Here is a 21,582-nt window from a genome sequence, read left to right as displayed (position 1 = left end):
CATATTCAACTTCAGTTAGCTATACAAAGTTGGCTATTAGTAATATTTAGTAACTATTTTCTCAATATTCTTCTTAAAAATACAAAGTTTCCATTTAATTGGCAGAGTGTCATAATAAGTGTATTTTTTAGTATAGGTTACTTAAATAACTTTTTTTTTGGCTTAGATTATGAAATAGGCAAAGTACACTGGCTTGGAAGTTTTATAGGTTTTAATATAATACTGGGCTATATTTTAAATGTACTTACTGAAAACATAATCGTTCCAATTGATGAAAATATAATTAAAACTTATTTATTTTCCATGTCCAAAAACAGTGTATCCTTGGGTATACTATTGGGTCTTCTAAATGGTGTTATTAGAAGTCTATTCTATAAAAAAAATGATAATGGATTTTATTCTAGCGAAATATTAGTAAATCTTTGGGCTAAACGTGTAATTTTTATTATTGTAATAATATTGTTCCTTAGATTATATCCATTGGATATTATCACCATAGGTTTAATAATATATTTCTTTATAGCATTTTTTATAGCAAAGGACTTAGCAAGATATAGGCTGGATGATTGGCTGATTAATATTCTTCTATCTCAACTTATTCCTAGCAGAAAAAATAGGATATTTGCTCATATAACTTCACTCAGGCTTCCTTCCTTATCATCTCAATTAACAAACTGGCTGCTGCATGATTGGGAAAGTGGACTTTACAACATCAATCAAGTTTTAGCTTACAGTCTTCAATTGTTCGCCGTTACTGAGGCTATTAATCGCGCCCTTGCAAAAACACCTCCAGAACAACTTTTATTACGCTTATCGCAGTTATCATCTGAACATTTAGAACAACTCCGCTATACTTGGGAAGGAAATCTAGATTCATATTCAAACATCCGTTTTGATAGTCCATATCATGCTGCTTTATATGGTTTTTGGGAACTGTATAAAATTAATGACTATTGGGGTGAAGAATATAGAGAAAAGGGATGTCTTCAAGAGGCGATTAAAGCTTTTTATCAAGTTCGCTCTTGTCCTTACGGTGAGGAAATGTTGACTTTAGCTCAAACCCTTGCTACTTTTTTAGATGCTGATGAATTAGTAACTATTGCTATGCTTCAATCACCAGCAATTCCTCCAGCACCTCTACTCCGCTATAGTACTTGGGAAGCTCTTGATTATCTTGTTTCAATCATTCAGGATGCTCGTACCATCCAACGAAGTGCATCTCCTGCATCCCGTTTTTTTGCTCTTAATCAAGCTTTGCAGAAATTAAAAACTCTTTCAGAAAAGACTAATAATTTACTTCAAGATGCTGATATCAGAATAGTACGGTTAATTGCCAGTTCTTGGGAGAAATCTTTGCTACGAGTAGCTGAAAAGTTAAAGGAGAATTCAATTACTGAGCATGTACGCAATCCCTACATTGTAGGTAATCCAGTTGAGGGCAAGCGGTTTGTTGGGCGAGAAGACGTGATGAGACAGCTAGAGGAATTATGGATTATAGATCATCAACTCCAATCTGTAGTTCTCTACGGTCACAGGCGCATGGGCAAAACCTCTATTTTAGTTAACGTTGCTAACCGTTTAGAGTCACCAATACAGCTAGCTTATGTTAACCTTCTACGTTTGGGAGATAGCCCTCAAGGTGTAGGTGAAGTGCTAATAGCAATTAGTGATGAAATTTCTCAAGCTGTCAAACTTCCACCACCAACTGACGCTGATTTACTAAATCTCCCCTACCGGACTTTTGAGCGTTATTTAAAACAGGTTGAAGCAAAATTAGAGGGTGGGTTAATCATCGCCCTAGACGAGTTCGAGAAAATTGAAGATTTGATTGAAGCGAAAAAAATCCCTATCGACTTTATGGGTTTTTTGCGGGGTTTGGTGCAAATGAGTTCTAAAATCGCCTTTGCCTTTGCTGGTTTGCACACTTTGGAGGAGATGACAACAGACTACTTCCAACCATTCTTTGCCAGCGTCATCCCCATCCATGTCGGCTTTCAAGAACGTGCAGCTACGCGCCAAATTCTAGCTAACCCAGGTAATGAAGACTTCCCCCTCGACTACATCCCGGAAGCTTTAGATGAAATTTATGCTTTGACACACGGTCAACCATATTTAGTGCAACTGCTGGGTTTTCAGCTAGTGCGCCGCTACAATGACTTTGTTTTTGAGCAAGGGCAATCGCGTGACCCAGTTTTCACAGTTGAAGATGTGGAAGCAGTTATCAATGATCCTGAATTTTTCAAACGGGGAAGCTACTACTTCACAGGGGTTTGGGGTCAGGCGGCGCGGGGTGCTGAGGGTCAACAAGCAATAATGCAACTACTTGCACCTCACGCAGAGGGGCTAAGTCTGGATGCTTTAGCTCAGTCTACAGGTATCAATGACGCTGATTTACAAGAAGCGCTGCACACTCTAAAGCGTCATGATGTTGTTGAAGAAACTCAAGGAAATTGGCGGATTATCGTAGAACTGTTTCGCCGTTGGGTTTTGCAGCAGTAAAGTCGAATGACAGCAAAAGCTATTTTAGCGATGCCTGCGGCGGGCTACGCCAACGCATTTTCTACTTCAACGATCACAAAAGCTATATTCCAAAGATTGTGAAAGCTCATGCATGAGTCATGGATGCCAATGGTAACATTACCCTGGTAGCCCAAATATTTACAGTAAATCCTGTACGTTCCTGGTTATCATTTACCTCTTGTCATGCTTATGACTAAAACAACTAGGATTTTTGGTGCGAATTCTGTAAAAGTTAAAAGGCAAAAGCAGCCTGGACGCTGGGATAAAAACACGCTGGCTCACTTTTTACGTTTGCCTTTGTACTTCCTGATGGCTTTGCTATGCATCCTTGGTTCGCCTGTGCTGGCAAAGGTTCCTAACTCAATTAATCCCTCATTTAAATTACCAATTAACAGCCAGACATCGCAGCCTGTGGTTGCTGATTCTGCCTCACTACTACAACAAGGCAAAATTTTATACGATACGGGAAACTTTGCCAAGGCGGTAGAAGTCTTAGAACAGGCTGTACAAGCATATAGGCAAGCTGGAGAAAGCCTTTCACTAGCAGCAACACTGAGTAATCTTTCCCTAGCTTATCAGCAACTTGGTGCATGGGATCAGGCACAGCAGACAATTATAGAGAGCTTGAATTTGCTCAAAGCACTAGATGAAAACCAAAATCTGCAAATATTTGCTCAAGCACTAGATATTCAAGGTCGTCTGCAACTGAGAACGGGACATGCTGAGGATGCTTTAGCAACTTGGCAGCAGACAGAAAAAATTTACACTCAAGTGAATAATCAAAGCGGTGTGGTGCGATCGCTAATTAATCAAGCACAGGCGTGGCGAACCCAAGGATTTTACCCTCGTGCGATTAAAACACTCGATCAAGTAAGTCAAACATTAAAATCCGAACCAGACTCTAGAGAAAAGACAGTAAGTTTGCGATCGCTTGGTGATGCCCTTTTGGTAGTGGGCGATTTGGAAAAATCTGGTCAGGCCCTAGAAGAAAGTCTAGAAATTGCCCGAAATCTGCAATCAAGTGCTGATATTACCGCCAGTTTGTTCAGCCTGGGGAATCATGCCCGTCAACAACAAAATAAAGCAAACGCGATCGCTTTTTATCAACAAACTATTGCAGCATCTCCCCCACCCTTAATAAAAGTTCAAGCGCAACTCAATCAACTCAGCCTACTCATTGAAGATAAACGATGGTCAGAAGTTCAAAGTCTCTTGCCGTTGATTGAATCACAACTCAAGCAACTCCCCTCTAGCCGTGCTAGTATTTACGCCCTAGTCAACTTTTCACAAAGTATGGCGAAAGTCAAGAGTGGAGTCCTACAAGCTTCGAGAAATAATTACTACTTAGGACTTAGCACTCATGAGTCAGCAAGGTTACTCGCCAGCGCCATCCAGAAATCTCGTAATTTAGGTGACAAGCGGGCAGAAGCTTATGCACTCAAGAGTTTAGGCGGCTTGTATGAAAAAACTGGACAATGGTCAGAGGCGCAAGAGCTTACCCGGAAAGGGTTAGCTTTGGCACAGAGCAGCAATGCACCAGAAATTACCTACGCCTTGGAGTGGCAGTTAGGTAGATTGCTGCGGGTACAAAAAGATATTAATGGTGCGATCGCAGCGTATGATGCTGCTGTGGATACTCTCCAGGCTCTCCGCAGAGATTTAGTAGTCAATAAAGATGTAGTCAACCAGGATCTGCAATTCAACTTTCGGGATAGCGTAGAACCCATCTACCGCGAGTCAGTAGAGTTACTGCTAAAATCCCAAGCCGGAAAATCAGACCAAAAAATCTTAGAAAAAGCACGCCAGAGGATTGAAGCACTCCAACTAGCAGAATTGGACGACTTTTTTCGGGAAGCTTGCCTACAAGGGCAGAAAGTAGCCCTCGATGAAGTAGTAGAGAAAGATAATCTTACAGCTGCCATCCTTTATCCGATTATTCTTCAAAACGAACTTCAGGTAATAGTCAAAATTCCCAAACAACCCCTAGAAAGCTACACTACCCCTATTTCCCACACAGCAGTAGAAGAACTCTTAGTAGACCTGCGAAAAAATCTTGTCAATCCCACCGCTATCAAAACCGTCCAAAGCCAAGCGCATCAAGTTTACAACTGGCTACTACAACCCATTGAGTCAAAATTGCAAAAAAGTGGAGTAGATACCCTAGTATTCGTCCTAGATGGCCCCTTACGCAATTTACCGATGGCAGCCCTTTATGATGGTAAGCAATACTTGGTAGAGAAATATGCAATTGCTTTGAGCGTAGGTTTGCAACTCCTCAACCCTAAACCCCTCGTTCAACAGCAGCTAAGAGCGCTAACCGCAGGACTGACTCAGCCGCCACCAGGTTTTTCCAAGTTCGCACCCTTGCTTGCAATCAAATCTGAATTTGACGGCATTAACAAAGCAGGAGTCTCGACAACTAGTTTACTAGATGGAGATTTTAAGAAAAAGAATTTAGAGAGTCAAATTGCTGCTGCTTCATTCAACATAGTGCATTTAGCAACTCACGGTCAGTTTAGTTCTCGCCTTGAAGACACTTTTATTTTGGATTTCGATGGTCAAATTAACGTTAAGGATTTTGATACTCTCTTTCGGAGTCAGAGTAAAACCATCGTAGAGTTATTAGTTTTGAGTGCTTGCCAGACAGCAACGGGAGATAGTCGAGCAGCGCTCGGTCTAGCAGGAGCAGCTGTACGTGCTGGCGCACGCAGTACCATAGCCTCCCTCTGGCAAATTGATGATGAATCAACGGCAATGTTTGTTACTGCCTTCTATCGAGAACTCAAGAGTGGCAAAATTACCAAAGCCGAAGCTGTCCACCGTGCCCAGCTACAACTTTTGAAACATCCTAACTACAAAGCACCAAGCTTTTGGTCTGCGAGAACACTTCCCGTATCTTGCGTGCCCGCTTTAATACCTGGTTGCGAGCGGAAGAGTTCCGCCCTTTGAGGGAAAAATGGTTAGAAAGATTGTCGTCCACAGAAGAAGTGCGAGTAATTTTGCAAACAGAAAATAGCCAATTGCAGCTATTACCTTGGCATTTGTGGGAGTTGTTAGAACGTTACCCCAAGGCTGAAATCGCCCTTTCTTCACCATCTTACGATCGCATTCACAAGCCACGGACAAAAAATCCATTAGTCAATATTTTGGCAATTGTGGGCAATAGTCAAGGAATTGACACCCAGTCCGATCAAGCTTTACTCCAACAATGTAGTAACGCAGAAGTCACCTTTCTGGTAGAACCACAACGGAAAGAATTAACTGAGCATCTTTGGGGAAAAAATTGGGATATTCTCTTCTTTGCTGGGCACAGTTCTAGTAACAAAAATGGCGAATGTGGACGAATTTACCTGAATAAAACTGATAGTCTCACCATTGGCGAATTAAAGTTTGCTCTGAGGAAGGCCATTGAAAACGGCTTGCAACTAGCTATATTCAACTCCTGTGATGGATTGGGATTAGCGCGAGAATTGGCTGATTTGCAAATTCCTCAGATGATCATTATGCGTGAACCCGTCCCAGATCAGGTTGCGAAGGAATTCTTAAAGTATTTTCTCGAAGGTTTTGCTGGTGGCGAGTCTTTATATCAATCGGTACGCCAAGCACGGGAACGATTGCAAGGGCTTGAGGATCGATTTCCCTGTGCAACTTGGCTACCAATGATTTGCCAAAATCCAGCGCAGATACCACCCACTTGGGATGAATTAAGGTTCACAAAAAAAATTGAAGATAAACCGAATTTAGCTTTGTCTACCAAACGCAGATTGACGACAATATTGTTATCCAGTTTGGCGATTACAGGCTTCATTTCCGTAGTGAGATGGGTAGGATTGCTGGAAAGTTTAGAAATTCCAGTCTTTGACCGGATGATGCGATCGCGTCCTGCGGAGGGAATAGATTCGCGTCTGCTGGTAATTACAATTGACGATGAGGATTTGGCAATTCAAAGACAAAATAATGAGTCCTTGATTGGAGCTTCTATTTCCGAAAAATCTCTCAATAAACTCCTGGCAAAACTGAATCAATACCAACCCCGTGCGATCGGCTTAGATATCTATCGTGATTTTAAGGCCAAAGACCCAGACTTAATTAATCGTCTTCAACAAACTCAAAACTTGATTGGCGTATGTAAAGGAAGTGATAGCACAGAAAATATTACAGGTATTAAGCCGCCACCAGAAATCCCTACCACAAATCTTGGATTCAGTGACTTTATTCACGATCCTGATGGAGTTATCCGTCGGCATCTCCTATTCATGAACCAGGAGCCGACATCGTTGTGCCCTGCTCGCCTTGCATTCAGTCTAAAACTGGCCTCTCTCTATCTGCAATCTTCGGGAATTCAACTAAAGTTCACCCCTGAAGGGAATTTGCAACTTGGTAAAACTATTTTTCCAAATCTGAAGTCTCGCACTGGCGGCTATCAAGATATTGATGCTAATGGCGGTCAAATTTTACTTAACTACCGTTCTCCAAAACAGATAGCCCAACAGGTGAAGCTGACTCAATTTTTAACTAGTCCAATTAACCCCAGTGCTATCAAAGACAAGATTGTTTTGATTGGTGTGGTGGCAAAGGGGGATTCTCCAGACACTTGGCCTACACCCTATGGCGTACCTTTAGATGAGCAAATGCCGGGAGTGTTAATACAAGCCCAGATGATTAGCCAGATCCTCAGTGCTGTAGAGGATGGGCGGCCGTTGCTGCGGGCTTGGTCGCTATGGGCTGAGGTGGCCTGGATTTGGGGCTGGTCTTTGGTTGGGGGAGTTTTAGCTTGGCGAAAGCTTTCCTTGCCCTGGTTGGCATTGGCAGTAAGCATTACCTCTAGTGTTCTGTATATAGTCTGCTTGGGTTTGTTAATTTCGGGTGCTTGGGTTCCATTTGTACCCTCGCTTTTGTCGCTAGTAGTTACCGTTAACCTGATGTCAGTTTATAATCCAGCAACAAAAGTACAGGTGGAAAGTGGGAAATAGGGAATGGGGAATTGGGAAAGATTTTTTGATTAAATTTTTGGATAAATTAAGAGAACATTTATAAAGTAAATCAAAAGTTAGGGGCTAACATGGTTATGGCTTGAGCTTAATGCACTGCGTTATGTAACGGTGCTTAAGCGCTCAATATTATTCATATTTTTTGTGATAAATCATATCATCGAAATATATACCTAATACAGGCTACAAGAATTTTATTTTTACTTGATAAATAGCCTCTAACAGATAAATTTAAAAGCTTACATACTTAAGGAAGGGTTTTTATGAAGTCAAATTCACAATCGGTACAACTGTTTTTAGTAGTAGCTTTTAGCTGTACCAGTTTACTAGTTAGCCTGACTCCAGCAGTGGCAAAACCAACTCTTGGTTTTTCAATTAGCGATGCCTACGGCGGGCTACGCCTACGCTCTGATGCTAAAATGCCCCTTGCTCAAGCCAAAACCTTTAATCAACCTCCAATTCCACCTGGCCCTCCTCCTGGGGGTCGCGTTCGTGGTGGAGCAAAGCGTGGCGAGTTCGGTGCATGTCCACAGACTAAACATGACCTGATTGCTTTAGTGCCCTTTGTTCAAGAAAACTCAGTAATTAATGTTTGGGGACAGACAACGGAAGAACACCCAAGTTGGTTTTTTTATGTGCCATACACCAAAAGTTTGCCCTATGGAGTTGAATTTGTCTTGCAAGATCAAGACTCTAACGAGGTTTACCAAAAAGCGATCGCTCTACCAGATAAACCAGGAGTGATCCGTGTGTCTTTGCCTAAAACTGCTCCCGGCTTGGCACTAAATAAACAATATCGCTGGTTTTTCACTATTAGCTGCGACCAGAAAAAGAATTCTCCCCCGACTTTCGTCGAAGGAGTAATCCAAAGAGTCCAACTCAATCCCGCCGTAGTCAAAGAGCTACAAACAACAGAACCTTTAAAGCGCTATGCTATTTATGCCCAAAATGGGATATGGTACGAAGCACTTGCAATACTGGCTCAACTGCGCCAGAAAAATCCAGCACTGCAAACAGAATGGCGAAATTTGTTAGGCAGTATTAACTCAAGTGATATTGCAGCAGAACCGATTTTCTTGGAAGAACCTTAAGCTGTTACGCTTACAACTTTGTCCCACACTCAGCGCAGAAGTTGTGGTTAGGAGCATTTTTGGCATTGCAGTTACTACAATACACTGGCTCTGCTGCCGCTTTCGGCGGTTGCTTCTGCAAACCGACCATTTGAGCGTTGCTCTTACCAGGAGCTACCATTGGGTAGCAGTTTTCGTCTCTGGTGACGTGGACATTTAAGATTACTGGCCCTTTGTGTGCTAGCATTTCGGCGATCGCATCTTTTAATTGACTGCGATCGCTAATTACCATACCCTTAATGCCATAAGCTTTCGCCAATAGCTCCACGTCTGGCATTCCTACTTCCATATTGGAGCTTGAGTAACGCTCCCCATAAAAGGCTTGCTGCCACTGGCGCACCATCCCTTGCCAACCGTTATTGATAATTATTGTCTTGACATTTATCCCATACTGTGCAAGGGTTCCCAATTCCTGTAAACACATTTGGAAACTGGCATCACCGCTAATGCAGATGACTTCTTCATCAGGAAATGCAACTTTCGCGCCCATTGCGGCAGGTAAGCCAAAACCCATTGTTCCTAAACCAGCACTAGAAATCCAGCGTCTTGGGCCGTTTTTGAGGAATTGTGCTGCCCACATTTGATGTTGTCCGACATCTGTGGTGTAGAAAGCGTGGGGTGCTTGGCTATTGACTTCTACGATTACTTCTTGGGGTGAAATGCTGTCGGGATGGTGCGGCACTATGAGGGGATACTCTTCGCGCCAACGGTTAACTAAATTTAACCACTCTTGGTTTTGATTAGGGGTAGCTTTAACGCCTGTTTCTTTGCAGCGACGCAACAAGTCCACTAACACGTTTCGCACATCGCCAACGATGGGTACTTCGGGAATGCGGTTTTTGCCGACTTCTGCGGGATCGATGTCGATGTGAATTACTTTAGCGCGGGAGGCGAATTCGTCTAATTTACCCGTTACGCGATCGTCAAATCTCGCGCCGACGCAAATCAGCAAATCGCAATCACTAACGGCAAAGTTAGCGTAAGCAGTGCCGTGCATCCCCAACATTCCCAAAGCTAGGGGATGGTGTTCGTCAAATGCACCGATCCCCATTAAGGTGGTGGTGACAGGGATATCAAATAATTCAGCTAGTTGTTTGATTTCTTCATGAGCGCCAGATGCGATCGCACCTCCACCAACGTACAGTAGAGGACGACGGCTTTCAGTAATCAACTGAATCGCGGCATTAATTTGTCGGGGATTTCCCTTTACGGTGGGACGATAACCGCGTAATTTTGCTGAACCTGGTTTTACAGGTACATAGTCAAATTCTTCTAAAGCTACATCCTTGGGGACATCAATCAAAACTGGCCCCGGTCGGCCACTGCTGGCGATGTGGAAGGCTTCGGCGACAATTCGCGCCATATCTTTGGGGTCACGCACTACATAAGAGTGTTTGACTATGGGTAGGGTAATTCCGTAAATATCGGTTTCCTGAAACGCATCTGTACCGATAGACGGCCGTGCTACCTGCCCCGTGACTACAATCATCGGGATTGAATCCATGTAGGCGGTGGCGATTCCTGTCACCAAGTTAGTTGCTCCTGGCCCAGAAGTGCCAAAGCATACTCCTACTTTCCCAGTTGCACGGGCGTAACCGTCTGCGGCGTGGGCTGCGCCTTGTTCGTGTCTCACGAGAATGTGCTTAATAGCACCAGTCGCTTCCACTTTATACAGGTCGTCGTAAATTGGTAGAATTGCTCCACCAGGATAACCAAAGATATAATCAACGCCGTGGCGATGAAGGCTGTCAAGCAGAGCGAAACCGCCAGATGCACGTTTGGGCAGGGCTGGGGGGCTGGAAGGACGAGACTGTTTGTGATTCTCGGTTTGTGGGAGACTAATTGGGGAGAGCGATTCTCCTGCGGAGACACTTCGTGAACGCACGGTCAAACCTCAGACTATAGCTAAAGTTAATGCTGGATTCTGTATTTAAGCTTTCATTTTAGTGGAAAACTTCAATCAAAATCTTATTAATTCTTATTAATTTTTATATTAAATATAAATCTAGATTATTAGCCTACATAATTAAAGTACGTCTTGCAAGACTTTGCGGGTATTTTGCCAAGCCCAAATACCGACAACTACGACAACAACACTCATTGCTACAAGCACAGTTCGTAAACCCAGAGCATCAGTTAAGGGCCCAGTAATCGCCAGGGGTAACGCCAGGGCAATGTTGACGGCATGATTTTGAAAGCCAAATACTTTACCGTGCATGGTAGACGGTGTTTGTTGTTGAATTAAAGTTTGCATGGGTACGCCAATTAGGGAAGCACCTACACCCAAAAATGCACAGAGTCCTAGCGCCAGTAATAAGTTGTGCGTAAAAGTGAACACTCCTAAAACTAGTGCAATTATCAAAAATCCAATTAAAGGTAGGGGTTTGTGATGCAATTTATCACCCCAGTGACCTAAAATCGCCGCACCGAATACCATACCCACCCCTGCTGCTGCCAAGAAAAAGCCAAACTGTTTTTCTTTTAAGCCAAACTCCTCGGCTAATTGAATTGTCAGCACCGTTAAGGCTGCAAACACACAATATAAAGTTGTAAGTTGCAGCATGGCATTCAATATCAAACGGTTTTTCTTGAGATAGCGCAGACTCGCAGTGAATTCTGCCCAAGGGTGATTTGATGCCCTATCTTCCTCTTGAGGGTTGTGTTCTTTAAATTTAATTGGCTGCATGATCCCAGCCGATAATATGTATAATCCACCAACTACAACCTCTTGACCGTATTCTCCTCCCATCAAGCTTTTCGCCAAACTCAAAATCGGCTCTCCTATAGCAAAGCCAACAATTAAAGCTCCCATCATCGTGCTGCTAAACAGCGCATTGGCTGCTAACAAATTCTCTCGCTTCACCAACAAGGGAATGGCTGCTTGTTCAGCTGGTGCAAAAAACTGCGTCACTGAGGAAATAGCAAAAGTCAGAATTAACAGAACTAGGAACTCCTTTGGCAAAAAGGGAAGGCACAGGGTTAACAGCCCACGCACGACATCTGAGCCGACCATAATCAGCTTTTTTGGCAAACGGTCAACAAAGATACCACCAGCAGAGCCGAACAAAATTGCTGGTATTGTAAAGGACAGCATCAAGGTTGAATACATCGAGTTTTGTGCCAATCCAGGAAGTGGTGAGTAGTTCTCCAAGAGAGCAATCACCAAAACGAAGAAGACTTTATCTGCTAACTGGGACACCAGTTGTCCAATCCACAGAAGCATAAAACCACGGTTTTTTAGCAGTGCGCCAAACCCGTTATTAACAGCAGCCGGTTCAGTTGGAAACATTAGATACTTTAATAGTGACTAGGGTAGATGGGACATTGGGCATGGGGTATGGGGCATGGGGTATTGGGCAGAGAGGAGAATAAATACTACTCCTAACTCCTGTACAGATGCGATTAATCGCGTCTCTCCTAACTCCTAACTCCTAACTCTCTAACTCCTAACTCATAATTCTATTGTCCGGACTAATTTGCTTCATAGCGCTTTAACAGCATAAGCAAAAACTCAGCAGCTGTCAGATGACCTTTGGGTGGAGAAATTCCAATGAATGAATCTACCCACAAGCCTTGTACAGTTTGGGGCGATTTCCAAATTGACAAATGATCAACTGCTGGCTGTGCATAAAAGTTATTTTGCCCACTACCTAGCAAACATGAACTCCAATGAGTGAAATAATCATGGCTCATCCGATGAATAGGAAAATTACCCTGTAAAGGTACTCCCCATCCATCTATAGCAATAAACGCTTTGACACTACCACCCAAGAGTTGCCACAAATGCGCTGCCCCTATTGCCCCGACTACGCCAGCACTAAAGCTAATAAATATAATTGGTGATTTTAAAGAGTCGGTCAAGGGATACCTGCGGTGAGCTACGCTAACGCGCAAAAACTGCAAAATATGAAATGCTGATAAAACCGAAATATCTTTACCTGGATAAACTAGTATATTTGCGGAATGAGGAGCGATCGCGCCATTAGAAACTAAATCTAACAATCCTACTCTAAAGCTTTCAGTTAACTCTGGCTCATGAATTCCAGGGCAAATAATTATACTCATCTCTCTATTCTGATTGTGCATTGGAAGATAATTCTTTGTGCCTCAACTTGATGTTGGGAATTGTTGAAGACTTAAATCTGGATAGACGCATTTAGCTAAAAGCTGTACCAACTTAATTTTACTGAAAGCGCGACTTTTTGGCATCTTAACCGCTTTCGCTATTTCCGCAACATAGCAGATTCCAATACGGTTCGGTTAAGGTTTTTGGATGAAAATTCTAAATTACAAAGACGCGATAAATCGCCGTCTCTACAATAGTCAATCCTTCGTCTTGACGGCGATTTATCAGAAAAATGGGTTTAAAACCCCGTGTTTCCAGCACGGCTCTAAAGTAATGAGTGGATGAAAAATGGGTATTTACTCATTACTCATTACTTGTTACTCATTACTCCTTCTTAAGAGTGCGTTCCCTGCGGTGAGGATGTCAACGCGTCTCTTGGCTTAGTTCAATTTTCCATGCCCACTTGCCCTGAGCATCCCGCAGGGAAAGGATACCTAATGCCCCACGTAAGTTTTGTATGTCTTTTGATGTATTATCTTGATTTACCCACCTATCCTATCCTCCTGGATGGGATAATAAGTTACAAGTAAGGGAAGGGAAATGTGTAAGCTATTCCCTGATTTTATTCTCTGCACTCTGGTTATATTGAGGAACTAATTGTGGTTGCCACGCCGGAAAAAGTACAACACACCCACGAGCATCTATCAGGTAAAGACCGTGTAGCCGTACTGCTTATGGGCTACGGCGAAGTCGAAAGCTACGAAGATTTCGCCAACTATAACGAACAGGCATTAAATCTACTGACAGCAAAATTCGCACCTGTACCAACCTGGATTTATCCGCCTCTGGCAAAGCTTCTGGCGCTATTTGACCGCCACGAGTGGGGACATACACACCACGATTTTATCTCCCCACACAACGCCATTTTTGAACAGCAACGGGTTGGGATTGAGAAGAATTTACAAGAAAAATGGGGTGATAAGGTTCAAGTTTTTAAGGCTTTTAACTTCTGTGCTCCTTTTCTACCCAATCAAGTCTTGGCAGAAATCAAAAACCAAGGCTTCGAGAAGCTGCTAATCTACCCACTGCTAGTTGTTGATTCTATCTTTACTAGCGGTATTGCGATCGAGCAAGTTAACAATGCTCTCGTTGAGTTAGCTGATGGTGAGGAACACTGGGTTAAAGCACAGCGCTACATTCCTTCTTTCTTCAACGAACCAGCTTACATCGATTTGATGGCTCATCTGGTTGAAGAGAAAATTGCTGAATTAGCAGGAGCTTATCTCCCTTCTCAAATCGGTATTGTCTTAATGAACCACGGCTGTCCCCATAAAGCTAAAGGCTTTACTTCTGGGATTGCTGAAAGTGAAGCAATGTACGATTTAGTTCGGGATAAGTTAATTAACCGCTATCCGTTAATCTCGGTGGGTTGGCTCAATCATGATACGCCATTAATTGATTGGACACAGCCAAACGCCGAACAAGCTGCAAACAACCTGATTCAGTTGGGTGCAAAAGTGGTAATTTTTATGCCAATTGGCTTTGCCACAGAAAACCACGAAACTCTATTGGATGTACACCATATCATCCATGCTTTAGAGAAACAGAATCCTGGCACGAACTACGTGCAAATGGCTTGTGTTAATGACCATCCAGAATTTTTGGCAATGGTGGCCCAATGGGCTGATGACCATATTGCAGAGTTGTTGTCAGAGCAACCTTTGGCAGTTAATTCCCAAATTGCTGGAGATCATCATCACCATCATCACCATCATCATTAAATTTTGAGTTTATGAGGGTGGGTCTAGCTTTGCCCACCCTACAATTAATTCACGCCTCGCAGCTTGCGAGTATTATCAACTAAACTCTGAGCAAATTGATCGAATCTTTGAGAAAGCTTTTCATCTACTAGCTTGCCTTCAGGATTGAATGCACCCCAAGCTTGCCCGATCGCAATTTGTTCTGGAATTACCCAACCATGAACCCATCTGACTATTAACCGGAGGTCATTTAAAGCGTTACTATTAGACTGACCACCTAAGACGCTGATTAGTCCTGTCACTTTATCGGACAGTTGCTCGAAGCTCATCAAATCTAGAGCATTTTTCAGGACACCACTAACCCCACCGTGATACTCAGGTGTCGCTAGAATTAATCCGTCTGACTGACTGACAGTATCCTGCAACCGCTTAACGTCTGGGTACTCTAAATACTCCTTTGCGCCAGTACAAAACGGTAACTGCAACTGCCTTAAATCAAGAATTTCTACCTCTGCACCAAGGGCTTCTACCCTTTGCGCTGCTACTTGTAAAGCAAGCTGCGTATAGGAGTTTGATCTTAAACTACCACCAATACCAACAATTCTCACCATAATTAACCTACAAACTATTAACTAGCTACTATTACCAGATTTCTTAAAAAGCGGAATCGTTATGACTATGTTTATCTTAGCGATTTGTGTCGGAATGTGTCAAATTAATATCTGCTGGAAAATTTGAGGATGAAAAAGTTAGGAGTTAGGAGCCAGAATAATTATCCAGGTTGCTTAAATTTATGTAATAACCGGAGAAACTTGGGAATGCTTTTGTGTGGAAGTTAGACTAGATAAGAAAAGTGTAATTTCCAGTTATTACAATTTTTAGTAGAAGAATAGGCATAAAACCATAGCTCAACTTGTGCCAGCAGACAAAGGGTAATTATTATGACAAATTTGGGAAAAAAAGCATTGGTAAAAAGGCAGTCATCAAAGCGCGTTGCTTGGGTTAGTGCGTTGGCCAAGCCCGCCGTAGGTATCGCAGCTAGCTTGATTATGTTACCAGGAATTTTCGGGAGTACCCCCGTCTTGGCACAAAAACCAGAGAGTACTTCTAGTAGCTCTAGTACCTCTCTAAACTATGGTGATTTGCTTAAGAAAGCGAAGGCGGGAGAAGTCCAAAGAGTAGAGCTTGATGAAAGCGAACAGGTAGCCAGAGTTTATCTCAAAGGGCAAAAGGAAAATACGCCACCGCAACAGGTGAGACTTTTAGCGCAGAACACAGAGTTAATTAACATACTCAAAGATAAGAATGTTGAGTTTGGCGAAATTTCATCTGCTAACAGTCGAGCTGCTGTTGGGCTGTTGATTAATCTTATGTGGATTTTGCCACTGGTAGCTTTAATGCTATTGTTTCTCCGACGCTCTACTAATGCTTCTAGCCAAGCGATGAATTTCGGCAAATCTAAAGCCCGTTTCCAAATGGAAGCCAAAACCGGAGTGAAATTTGAAGATGTCGCTGGGGTTGAAGAAGCTAAAGAAGACCTAGAAGAAGTTGTGACTTTCTTGAAACAGCCAGAAAGATTTACGGCTGTAGGCGCACGTATTCCTAAAGGAGTGCTGTTAATTGGCCCTCCTGGTACTGGTAAAACTTTACTAGCAAAAGCGATCGCAGGTGAAGCAGGTGTACCATTCTTCAGTATTTCTGGCTCGGAATTCGTGGAAATGTTCGTTGGTGTGGGTGCATCTCGCGTCCGTGACCTCTTCAAAAAAGCTAAAGAAAATGCTCCATGTCTAATATTTATCGATGAAATTGACGCAGTAGGTAGACAACGGGGCACTGGTATCGGTGGCGGTAACGATGAGCGCGAACAAACCTTGAACCAACTGCTCACTGAAATGGATGGTTTTGAAGGCAACACAGGTATTATTATTATTGCTGCCACTAACCGCCCAGATGTTCTAGATGCAGCGTTGCTCAGACCAGGACGCTTTGACAGACAAGTGATGGTGGATGCACCGGATCTCAAAGGACGACTGGAAATTTTGAAAGTCCACGCCCGGAATAAGAAAATTGATCCTAGCGTATCATTAGAAGCGATCGCTCGCCGCACTCCTGGATTTACTGGCGCAGACTTAGCCAACTTACTCAACGAAGCGGCAATTCTCACCGCTAGGAGACGCAAAGAAGCTGTCACCATTTTAGAAATTGATGCTGCTGTGGATAGAGTCGTTGCAGGTATGGAAGGTACTGCATTAGTAGACAGCAAGAGCAAACGCTTGATTGCCTATCATGAAGTTGGACACGCTTTAGTAGGCACATTGCTTAAAGACCATGACCCTGTGCAGAAAGTTACATTAATTCCACGAGGACAAGCGCTTGGATTAACTTGGTTTACTCCAAACGAAGAACAGGGGTTAGTTTCCCGTTCCCAACTCAAATCGCGGATTACGGCAACTTTGGGTGGTCGCGCCGCCGAGGAAATCGTTTTTGGCAAGCCAGAAGTTACCACAGGTGCAAGCAATGACTTGCAACAAGTGACAGGGATGGCGCGGCAGATGGTGACACGCTTCGGGATGTCAGAATTAGGCCCATTGTCCTTGGAAAATCAGAGTGGAGAGGTATTCTTAGGACGCGACTGGATGAATAAATCAGACTATTCTGAAGAAATTGCCGCCAAAATTGATTCACAGGTGCGCGAAATTGTCAACAATTCTTACATCAGGGCAAAAGAACTGTTGGAAGAAAACCGCATAGTTTTGGAACGTTTAGTAGATTTGTTAATAGAAGAAGAAACAATTGAAGGCGATTCATTCCGCCAAATCGTTGTCGATAACGCCCAAGTAGCTGATGCACAATTAGCTGTACCTCATTAGACATTTGATAAAAAATGTAGAGACGTAGTAATGCTGCGTCTCTACAAGGGTTATTGATAACGCATAACGTAAATACGTCGTTTCAAGTTTTTATTAATCATTTTTTGATAGGAAATAGATCCACGTGGGTAGGGGCAATTCATGAATTGCCCTTACACGGTATAGTTTTGCGTGAGTACAAAATCGTGGGTTTTGAGACGCGATAAATCGCCGTCTCTACAAGTGTTTTGGTTTTATATGAATTCTATTGCGCTTTAACCAACCGTATTAGAAGGCTACCTCAGCATTTTTACAAACTGGTACATAAAGCCTTGCTACTGTCAAGCTTAAGCTATTGTATTATATATATGCAATCAATGTACTACAAGTGGAAATGGACATTATGAAATATAGATTCTGGGCAAGCTATTTGCTTGCGGCTTTAGCATTTCTCCCTTTAGAACCTGTGATTACTACTAAGGTTTTGGCAACAGAGCCGGCCTATCAACTGGCACAAGCCAAATCTGCTTACACGCAGTATATGCAACTTGGCTATAACGAAACCAAACGGAGAAACTATCGAAAAGCTTTAGGATATTTTCAGCAAGCAGAACGGCTACGTCCTGGAGATAGGTATGCTACTTCTGCAATTAGAAATGTTACAAGTTACATCCAACGCGGTAGAAATCGTATTGCTTTCGTACCAGGTAGACCTGGTAGGGTAAGATCAGCAGGAACACGGGGAAATTGCTTTCAAGTTGGACAAAATATTATTCCCCTGACACCAACAGATAAGGAAGCTCAACGAACCACAGCAGAACGTCCCACATTCTTTTTCTATATTCCTCAAACCTCTACAACAGTGCAAGCATTAGAATTTGTTTTGCGGGATGATGATAGCTCCGAACCGTTATTGTATAAGGGAACTTTCAAACCTGTTGGGCAGAATGGTATTGTTAGTGTAAATTTACCTGCTAATCAGCCGTCTCTACAAATCGGTAAAGAATATAGTTGGACTTTTTCAATGATTTGTGACACCAACAACCGCGATAAAGATTCGTATGCAGAAGGTACAATAGTGCGATCGCAAGATGAAAACCTCTCTGTTCAGCTAAATCAACCAAACACAGACTTAGATCGTGCAGTTCTATTTGCAACTGCTGGATTTTGGGAAGATTCTCTCAGAACTTTAGCTAATTTACGCCGCCAGCGTCCTAATGATCCTGAAGTTCAGAAATATTGGGAAGATTTGTTGAATTCAGTAGAGATTAAAGAAGTTGTAAACAAGCCTTTATTGCCCTGTTGTACTGTTCAGAAATAAATTAAAAATTACTTAAAAACCCGGTTTTGATAGAGAAGCCGGGTTTTTTAACATTCATAGAAATTATGTTTTGAGAGGCGATAAATCGCCGTCTCTACAAGTATTTTGGTCTTATCTAAGAAGTATTAACGTTGCGTATTATAGGAATCCGGTTTGATTTATGAAAACATACGTAGGGTGTGTTAGCGGCAGCGTAACGCGCCAAACCCTCTATAATGGTGCGTTACGAACTCCTAATTTTGTTTAAAAATCAAATATGATTCCTATACATGAAAGTCAACTTGGTATAGCAATCCTATCTGATTTGTGAAAATTCTCGGTGCCCAGATCCCCGACTTCTTTAAGAAGTCGGGGATCTAACTTTTCACTATAAAAAGACAGGAAGTGCGATCGCAATAAGTTTGGAAGGATTGAATTTACTTTAACAGCGTTGTTGTTTTTTGAACAGTGACAACAGTAAACACACTAGTCCCACTACTGCCAAGGACACTGAAGAAGCAGGTTCTGGGACAGGTTGAGGGTTTTGCACAGGCTGATAATTGATTATATTCCCTTGAATTGAACTGAGTGATGCCAAAAATTGATTAATATCGTTAGATATATCTGTGTCATTAATACCAGCACTTTTAGAAGATATGAGGCGGTTAAAGGTTTCGCTACTTGATACATCAAAATCTTCTGTAAAGCCAAGAAAATTTTGACCCATTTTACCTATCAGAGAGTCTATAAGATTGTTAACATCAGTCTTAACTTCTCGTAGAGATAAATCTAAATTGCTGGTATTGTTGACTTTTTCGATTATTGTTTTTTCACTATCCACTAACCAATTGCCATTACCAATAATTTCATTTCCATTGGTAAAAACCCAGTTACCATTACCAATAATTGTGTTATTACTGCCGAAGTCCCAGTTACCATTTCCAATCGTTGCGTTATCACTACCGAAATGCCAATTACCGTTACCTAATGTTGTGTTGTTACTGTCGAAGTGCCAATTACCATTACCTAATGTTGCGTTGTCACTTCCGTTATCCCAATACCAGTTGCCATTACCAAGGGTTGTGTTACCCTCTCCAAATAGCCAGTTGCCGTTACCAATGGTTGCGTTGTCATTATTAAAGTTCCAGTTACCATTCCCAATGGTTGCACTGTTACTGCCATAATCCGAGTTAAAATTACCAATAGTTGCGTTATTACTACCAAAGTCCTTGTTACCATTCCCAATCGGTGCGTTGCCCTGATTAAAGGTTTGGCTACCAGTATTAGATGTATTCCCAGTATTACCAAAGGGTATATTGTTACCAAGGACTTCTTTCAACGGATCGAAAGGCGATTGTTGAAGCAGACTTCCAGTACCTGCGATCGCACCACTGTTACCTGCAAAGGGGTTGGTAGCCCCACCTGCGATCGCATTACTGTTACCTGCAAATGGGTTAGTAGCCCCACCTGAAATGGGATAACCACTGCCTGCAAACGGGTTGCTACCTCCTGCCAATGTGTTGTCAATATCCGTGAAAAAGTTATCGCCCAAAACTAACTTCAATCGATCAAAAATTAATTTCTGAAGTCCACTGCCACCATCGCCTGCAAACGGGTTAATACCGCCACCTGGAATGGTATTGTTACCGTTACCTAATAACAGATTGCTACCACCCGTTAACAGATTGCCTTCAGCAGACACACTGCTATTGGTATTAGTACCACTTGCACTTAAAGGATTGATTTCACCATTCATGGGATTGACAGCAGACGTTTCCATTGGCACTAATGCTCCTATTTTTAGCTAAAAAATTATGGGGTTTTCAGTACCTGTTATACCAATTATAAATTTGCTTAACCCAAAATCTATTTAATAATAAAGACCTTAATAATCTTGCCATCAAATTAACAGAAAGTATTGCCTAAATCTTTAACCTTAAATAGTTTTAGGGCATAAAATAGCAAACTAGTACAATAAGGCAAAAAGCACATCATCGATAATACACGCTTTTGAGGTTTATCGAATGGTATGTTTATCAAAATAGAATTCAGGAGTCAGAATTCAGAATTTAATTCTGAATTCTGAATTCTTCTTCAATTGCGCCAAGCTGTACTAGCAGGCTATGTACTGAAGAACTCATCATTGTCCCCTTCTATTTAACTGCTGATTTTCGCAAGTATTGTATTAAGCAAAGGGGCTTTGTCCGCCACCAAATGGGGGAGTTTGTCCGCTATCACCAAATGATGGGCTTTGACCGCTATCACCAAATGATGGGATTTGACCATTACCACCAAATGATGGGATTTGACCATTACCACCAAATGATGGGATTTGTCCGCCATCAAATGATGGGATTTGTCCATTACCTAGTTCCTTGTCAAGCCTTGAGTCAATGAGCTTGTCAATGGTAGCCCTCAAACTGAATCCGTCCGGTATTTCAGTTGTGCTAATACCGCCTGTGGATGAGCTACCAGCACCAGTCAAAGGGTCGCTACCCCCGCCTGTGGATGGACTACCACCGCCTGCGGATGGATTTACACCGCCTGCAAAGATATTCCAGAAGTTGTCACCAGCGAAAGGATTACCACCGTAGGCTAAATCAGGCTGACTGCCACCGCCACCGCCACCGCCACCGAATGAGCTACCGCCACCTTCTCCATTACCAACACCACTGAATAGGTTGGTCAATTCTTCCTCACTGAGAACTTCTTGCAACCGACCAAAAGGTGAATCTCTAAGGGAATTGTTGCCACTAGTAGAATTACCGCTACCACTATTACTCAAATCTTCTGCCATTAGGATTAATCCTCCTATTGTTTGTATGAAATTCTTGCTAGCATCGCAACATAAAATGAACAAAATTTTAAGTCTATTTGGTGACTTATCTGTTGTCTTCTTGTTAGCAAAGCTAGTTAGTAGCCATTAGATTATTTAGTTATCTTTATTAAAATTTAGATAATTAATT

Annotated in this window: 13 protein-coding genes; 7 read left to right on the top strand and 6 right to left on the bottom strand. The window is 42.4% G+C overall.

The features are described from left to right. Positions 1 to 480 precede the first annotated feature (480 nt). The 4 genes from VB732_RS00525 (at position 481) to VB732_RS00510 (ending at position 8,602) form a co-directional block, all read left to right on the top strand. A complete protein-coding gene (locus VB732_RS00525; protein ID WP_323228862.1) occupies positions 481 to 2,499 on the top strand; it encodes an ATP-binding protein in 2,019 nt (672 codons plus the stop codon). Positions 2,500 to 2,703: 204 nt separating this feature from the next. Continuing rightward, a complete protein-coding gene (locus VB732_RS00520) occupies positions 2,704 to 5,469 on the top strand; it encodes a CHAT domain-containing protein (protein ID WP_416235717.1) in 2,766 nt (921 codons plus the stop codon). After that, positions 5,418 to 7,493 (top strand): CHASE2 domain-containing protein, encoded by a 2,076-nt coding sequence (locus tag VB732_RS00515; protein WP_323228860.1) that lies wholly within the window; start codon positions 5,418 to 5,420, stop codon positions 7,491 to 7,493. Before VB732_RS00520 ends, VB732_RS00515 begins: the two co-directional genes overlap by 52 nt. Positions 7,494 to 7,774: 281 nt before the next feature. Continuing rightward, the gene (locus VB732_RS00510) at positions 7,775 to 8,602 is read left to right on the top strand and encodes a DUF928 domain-containing protein (RefSeq protein WP_323228859.1); all 828 of its coding nucleotides are present in this window, start codon (positions 7,775 to 7,777) and stop codon (positions 8,600 to 8,602) included. Positions 8,603 to 8,612: 10 nt separating this feature from the next. On the opposite strand, the gene ilvB is transcribed toward VB732_RS00510, so the two are convergent. From ilvB to VB732_RS00495, 3 genes are all read right to left on the bottom strand, one after another. Then, positions 8,613 to 10,526: a biosynthetic-type acetolactate synthase large subunit gene (gene ilvB, locus VB732_RS00505; protein WP_323228858.1), complete on the bottom strand. Its 1,914-nt coding sequence runs from the start codon at positions 10,524 to 10,526 to the stop codon at positions 8,613 to 8,615. A gap of 141 nt (positions 10,527 to 10,667) precedes the next feature. Beyond that, positions 10,668 to 11,930 carry an MFS transporter gene (locus VB732_RS00500; RefSeq protein WP_323228857.1) on the bottom strand — a complete coding sequence of 421 codons (1,263 nt, stop codon included), beginning with the start codon at positions 11,928 to 11,930 and terminating at the stop codon, positions 10,668 to 10,670. A gap of 182 nt (positions 11,931 to 12,112) precedes the next feature. Next, complete coding sequence (locus tag VB732_RS00495; RefSeq protein WP_323228856.1) at positions 12,113 to 12,706, bottom strand: hypothetical protein; 594 nt, start codon at positions 12,704 to 12,706, stop codon at positions 12,113 to 12,115. 660 nt (positions 12,707 to 13,366) lie between these two features. Here VB732_RS00495 and VB732_RS00490 point away from each other — a divergent pair. Continuing rightward, complete coding sequence (locus tag VB732_RS00490; protein ID WP_323228855.1) at positions 13,367 to 14,488, top strand: ferrochelatase; 1,122 nt, start codon at positions 13,367 to 13,369, stop codon at positions 14,486 to 14,488. 44 nt (positions 14,489 to 14,532) lie between these two features. On the opposite strand, the gene VB732_RS00485 is transcribed toward VB732_RS00490, so the two are convergent. Beyond that, positions 14,533 to 15,078, bottom strand: a complete 546-nt coding sequence (locus VB732_RS00485; RefSeq protein WP_323228854.1) for an NADPH-dependent FMN reductase — start codon at positions 15,076 to 15,078, stop codon at positions 14,533 to 14,535. 330 nt (positions 15,079 to 15,408) lie between these two features. Here VB732_RS00485 and ftsH point away from each other — a divergent pair, with 330 nt between their 5' ends. Next, positions 15,409 to 17,337: an ATP-dependent zinc metalloprotease FtsH gene (gene ftsH / locus VB732_RS00480; protein WP_323228853.1), complete on the top strand. Its 1,929-nt coding sequence runs from the start codon at positions 15,409 to 15,411 to the stop codon at positions 17,335 to 17,337. A gap of 382 nt (positions 17,338 to 17,719) precedes the next feature. Then, positions 17,720 to 18,637, top strand: coding sequence for a DUF928 domain-containing protein (locus VB732_RS00475; RefSeq protein WP_323228852.1), 918 nt, complete (start codon positions 17,720 to 17,722; stop codon positions 18,635 to 18,637). A 421-nt stretch (positions 18,638 to 19,058) separates the two neighbouring features. On the opposite strand, the gene VB732_RS00470 is transcribed toward VB732_RS00475, so the two are convergent. Further along, positions 19,059 to 20,396 (bottom strand): hypothetical protein, encoded by a 1,338-nt coding sequence (locus tag VB732_RS00470; RefSeq protein WP_323228851.1) that lies wholly within the window; start codon positions 20,394 to 20,396, stop codon positions 19,059 to 19,061. Positions 20,397 to 20,801: 405 nt separating this feature from the next. After that, positions 20,802 to 21,413, bottom strand: a complete 612-nt coding sequence (locus VB732_RS00465) for a hypothetical protein (RefSeq protein ID WP_323228850.1) — start codon at positions 21,411 to 21,413, stop codon at positions 20,802 to 20,804. Between the last annotated feature and the right edge of the window lie 169 nt (positions 21,414 to 21,582).

This window comes from Nostoc sp. UHCC 0252, assembly GCF_034931145.1.
GTDB lineage: Bacteria > Cyanobacteriota > Cyanobacteriia > Cyanobacteriales > Nostocaceae > Nostoc.
Note: the sequence above shows the minus strand (reverse complement) of the source record. Positions and strands in the feature narration are given on the sequence as shown.

Coding starts and splice junctions, on each gene's coding strand:
- VB732_RS00465 (WP_323228850.1), bottom strand. CDS start 21,413: ATGGCAGAAGATTTGAGTAATAGTGGTAGCGGTAATTCTACTAGTGGC.
- VB732_RS00510 (WP_323228859.1), top strand. CDS start 7,775: ATGAAGTCAAATTCACAATCGGTACAACTGTTTTTAGTAGTAGCTTTT.
- VB732_RS00500 (WP_323228857.1), bottom strand. CDS start 11,930: ATGTTTCCAACTGAACCGGCTGCTGTTAATAACGGGTTTGGCGCACTG.
- ftsH (WP_323228853.1), top strand. CDS start 15,409: ATGACAAATTTGGGAAAAAAAGCATTGGTAAAAAGGCAGTCATCAAAG.
- VB732_RS00475 (WP_323228852.1), top strand. CDS start 17,720: ATGAAATATAGATTCTGGGCAAGCTATTTGCTTGCGGCTTTAGCATTT.
- VB732_RS00470 (WP_323228851.1), bottom strand. CDS start 20,396: ATGGAAACGTCTGCTGTCAATCCCATGAATGGTGAAATCAATCCTTTA.
- VB732_RS00495 (WP_323228856.1), bottom strand. CDS start 12,706: ATGAGTATAATTATTTGCCCTGGAATTCATGAGCCAGAGTTAACTGAA.
- VB732_RS00520 (WP_416235717.1), top strand. CDS start 2,704: ATGCTTATGACTAAAACAACTAGGATTTTTGGTGCGAATTCTGTAAAA.
- VB732_RS00485 (WP_323228854.1), bottom strand. CDS start 15,078: ATGGTGAGAATTGTTGGTATTGGTGGTAGTTTAAGATCAAACTCCTAT.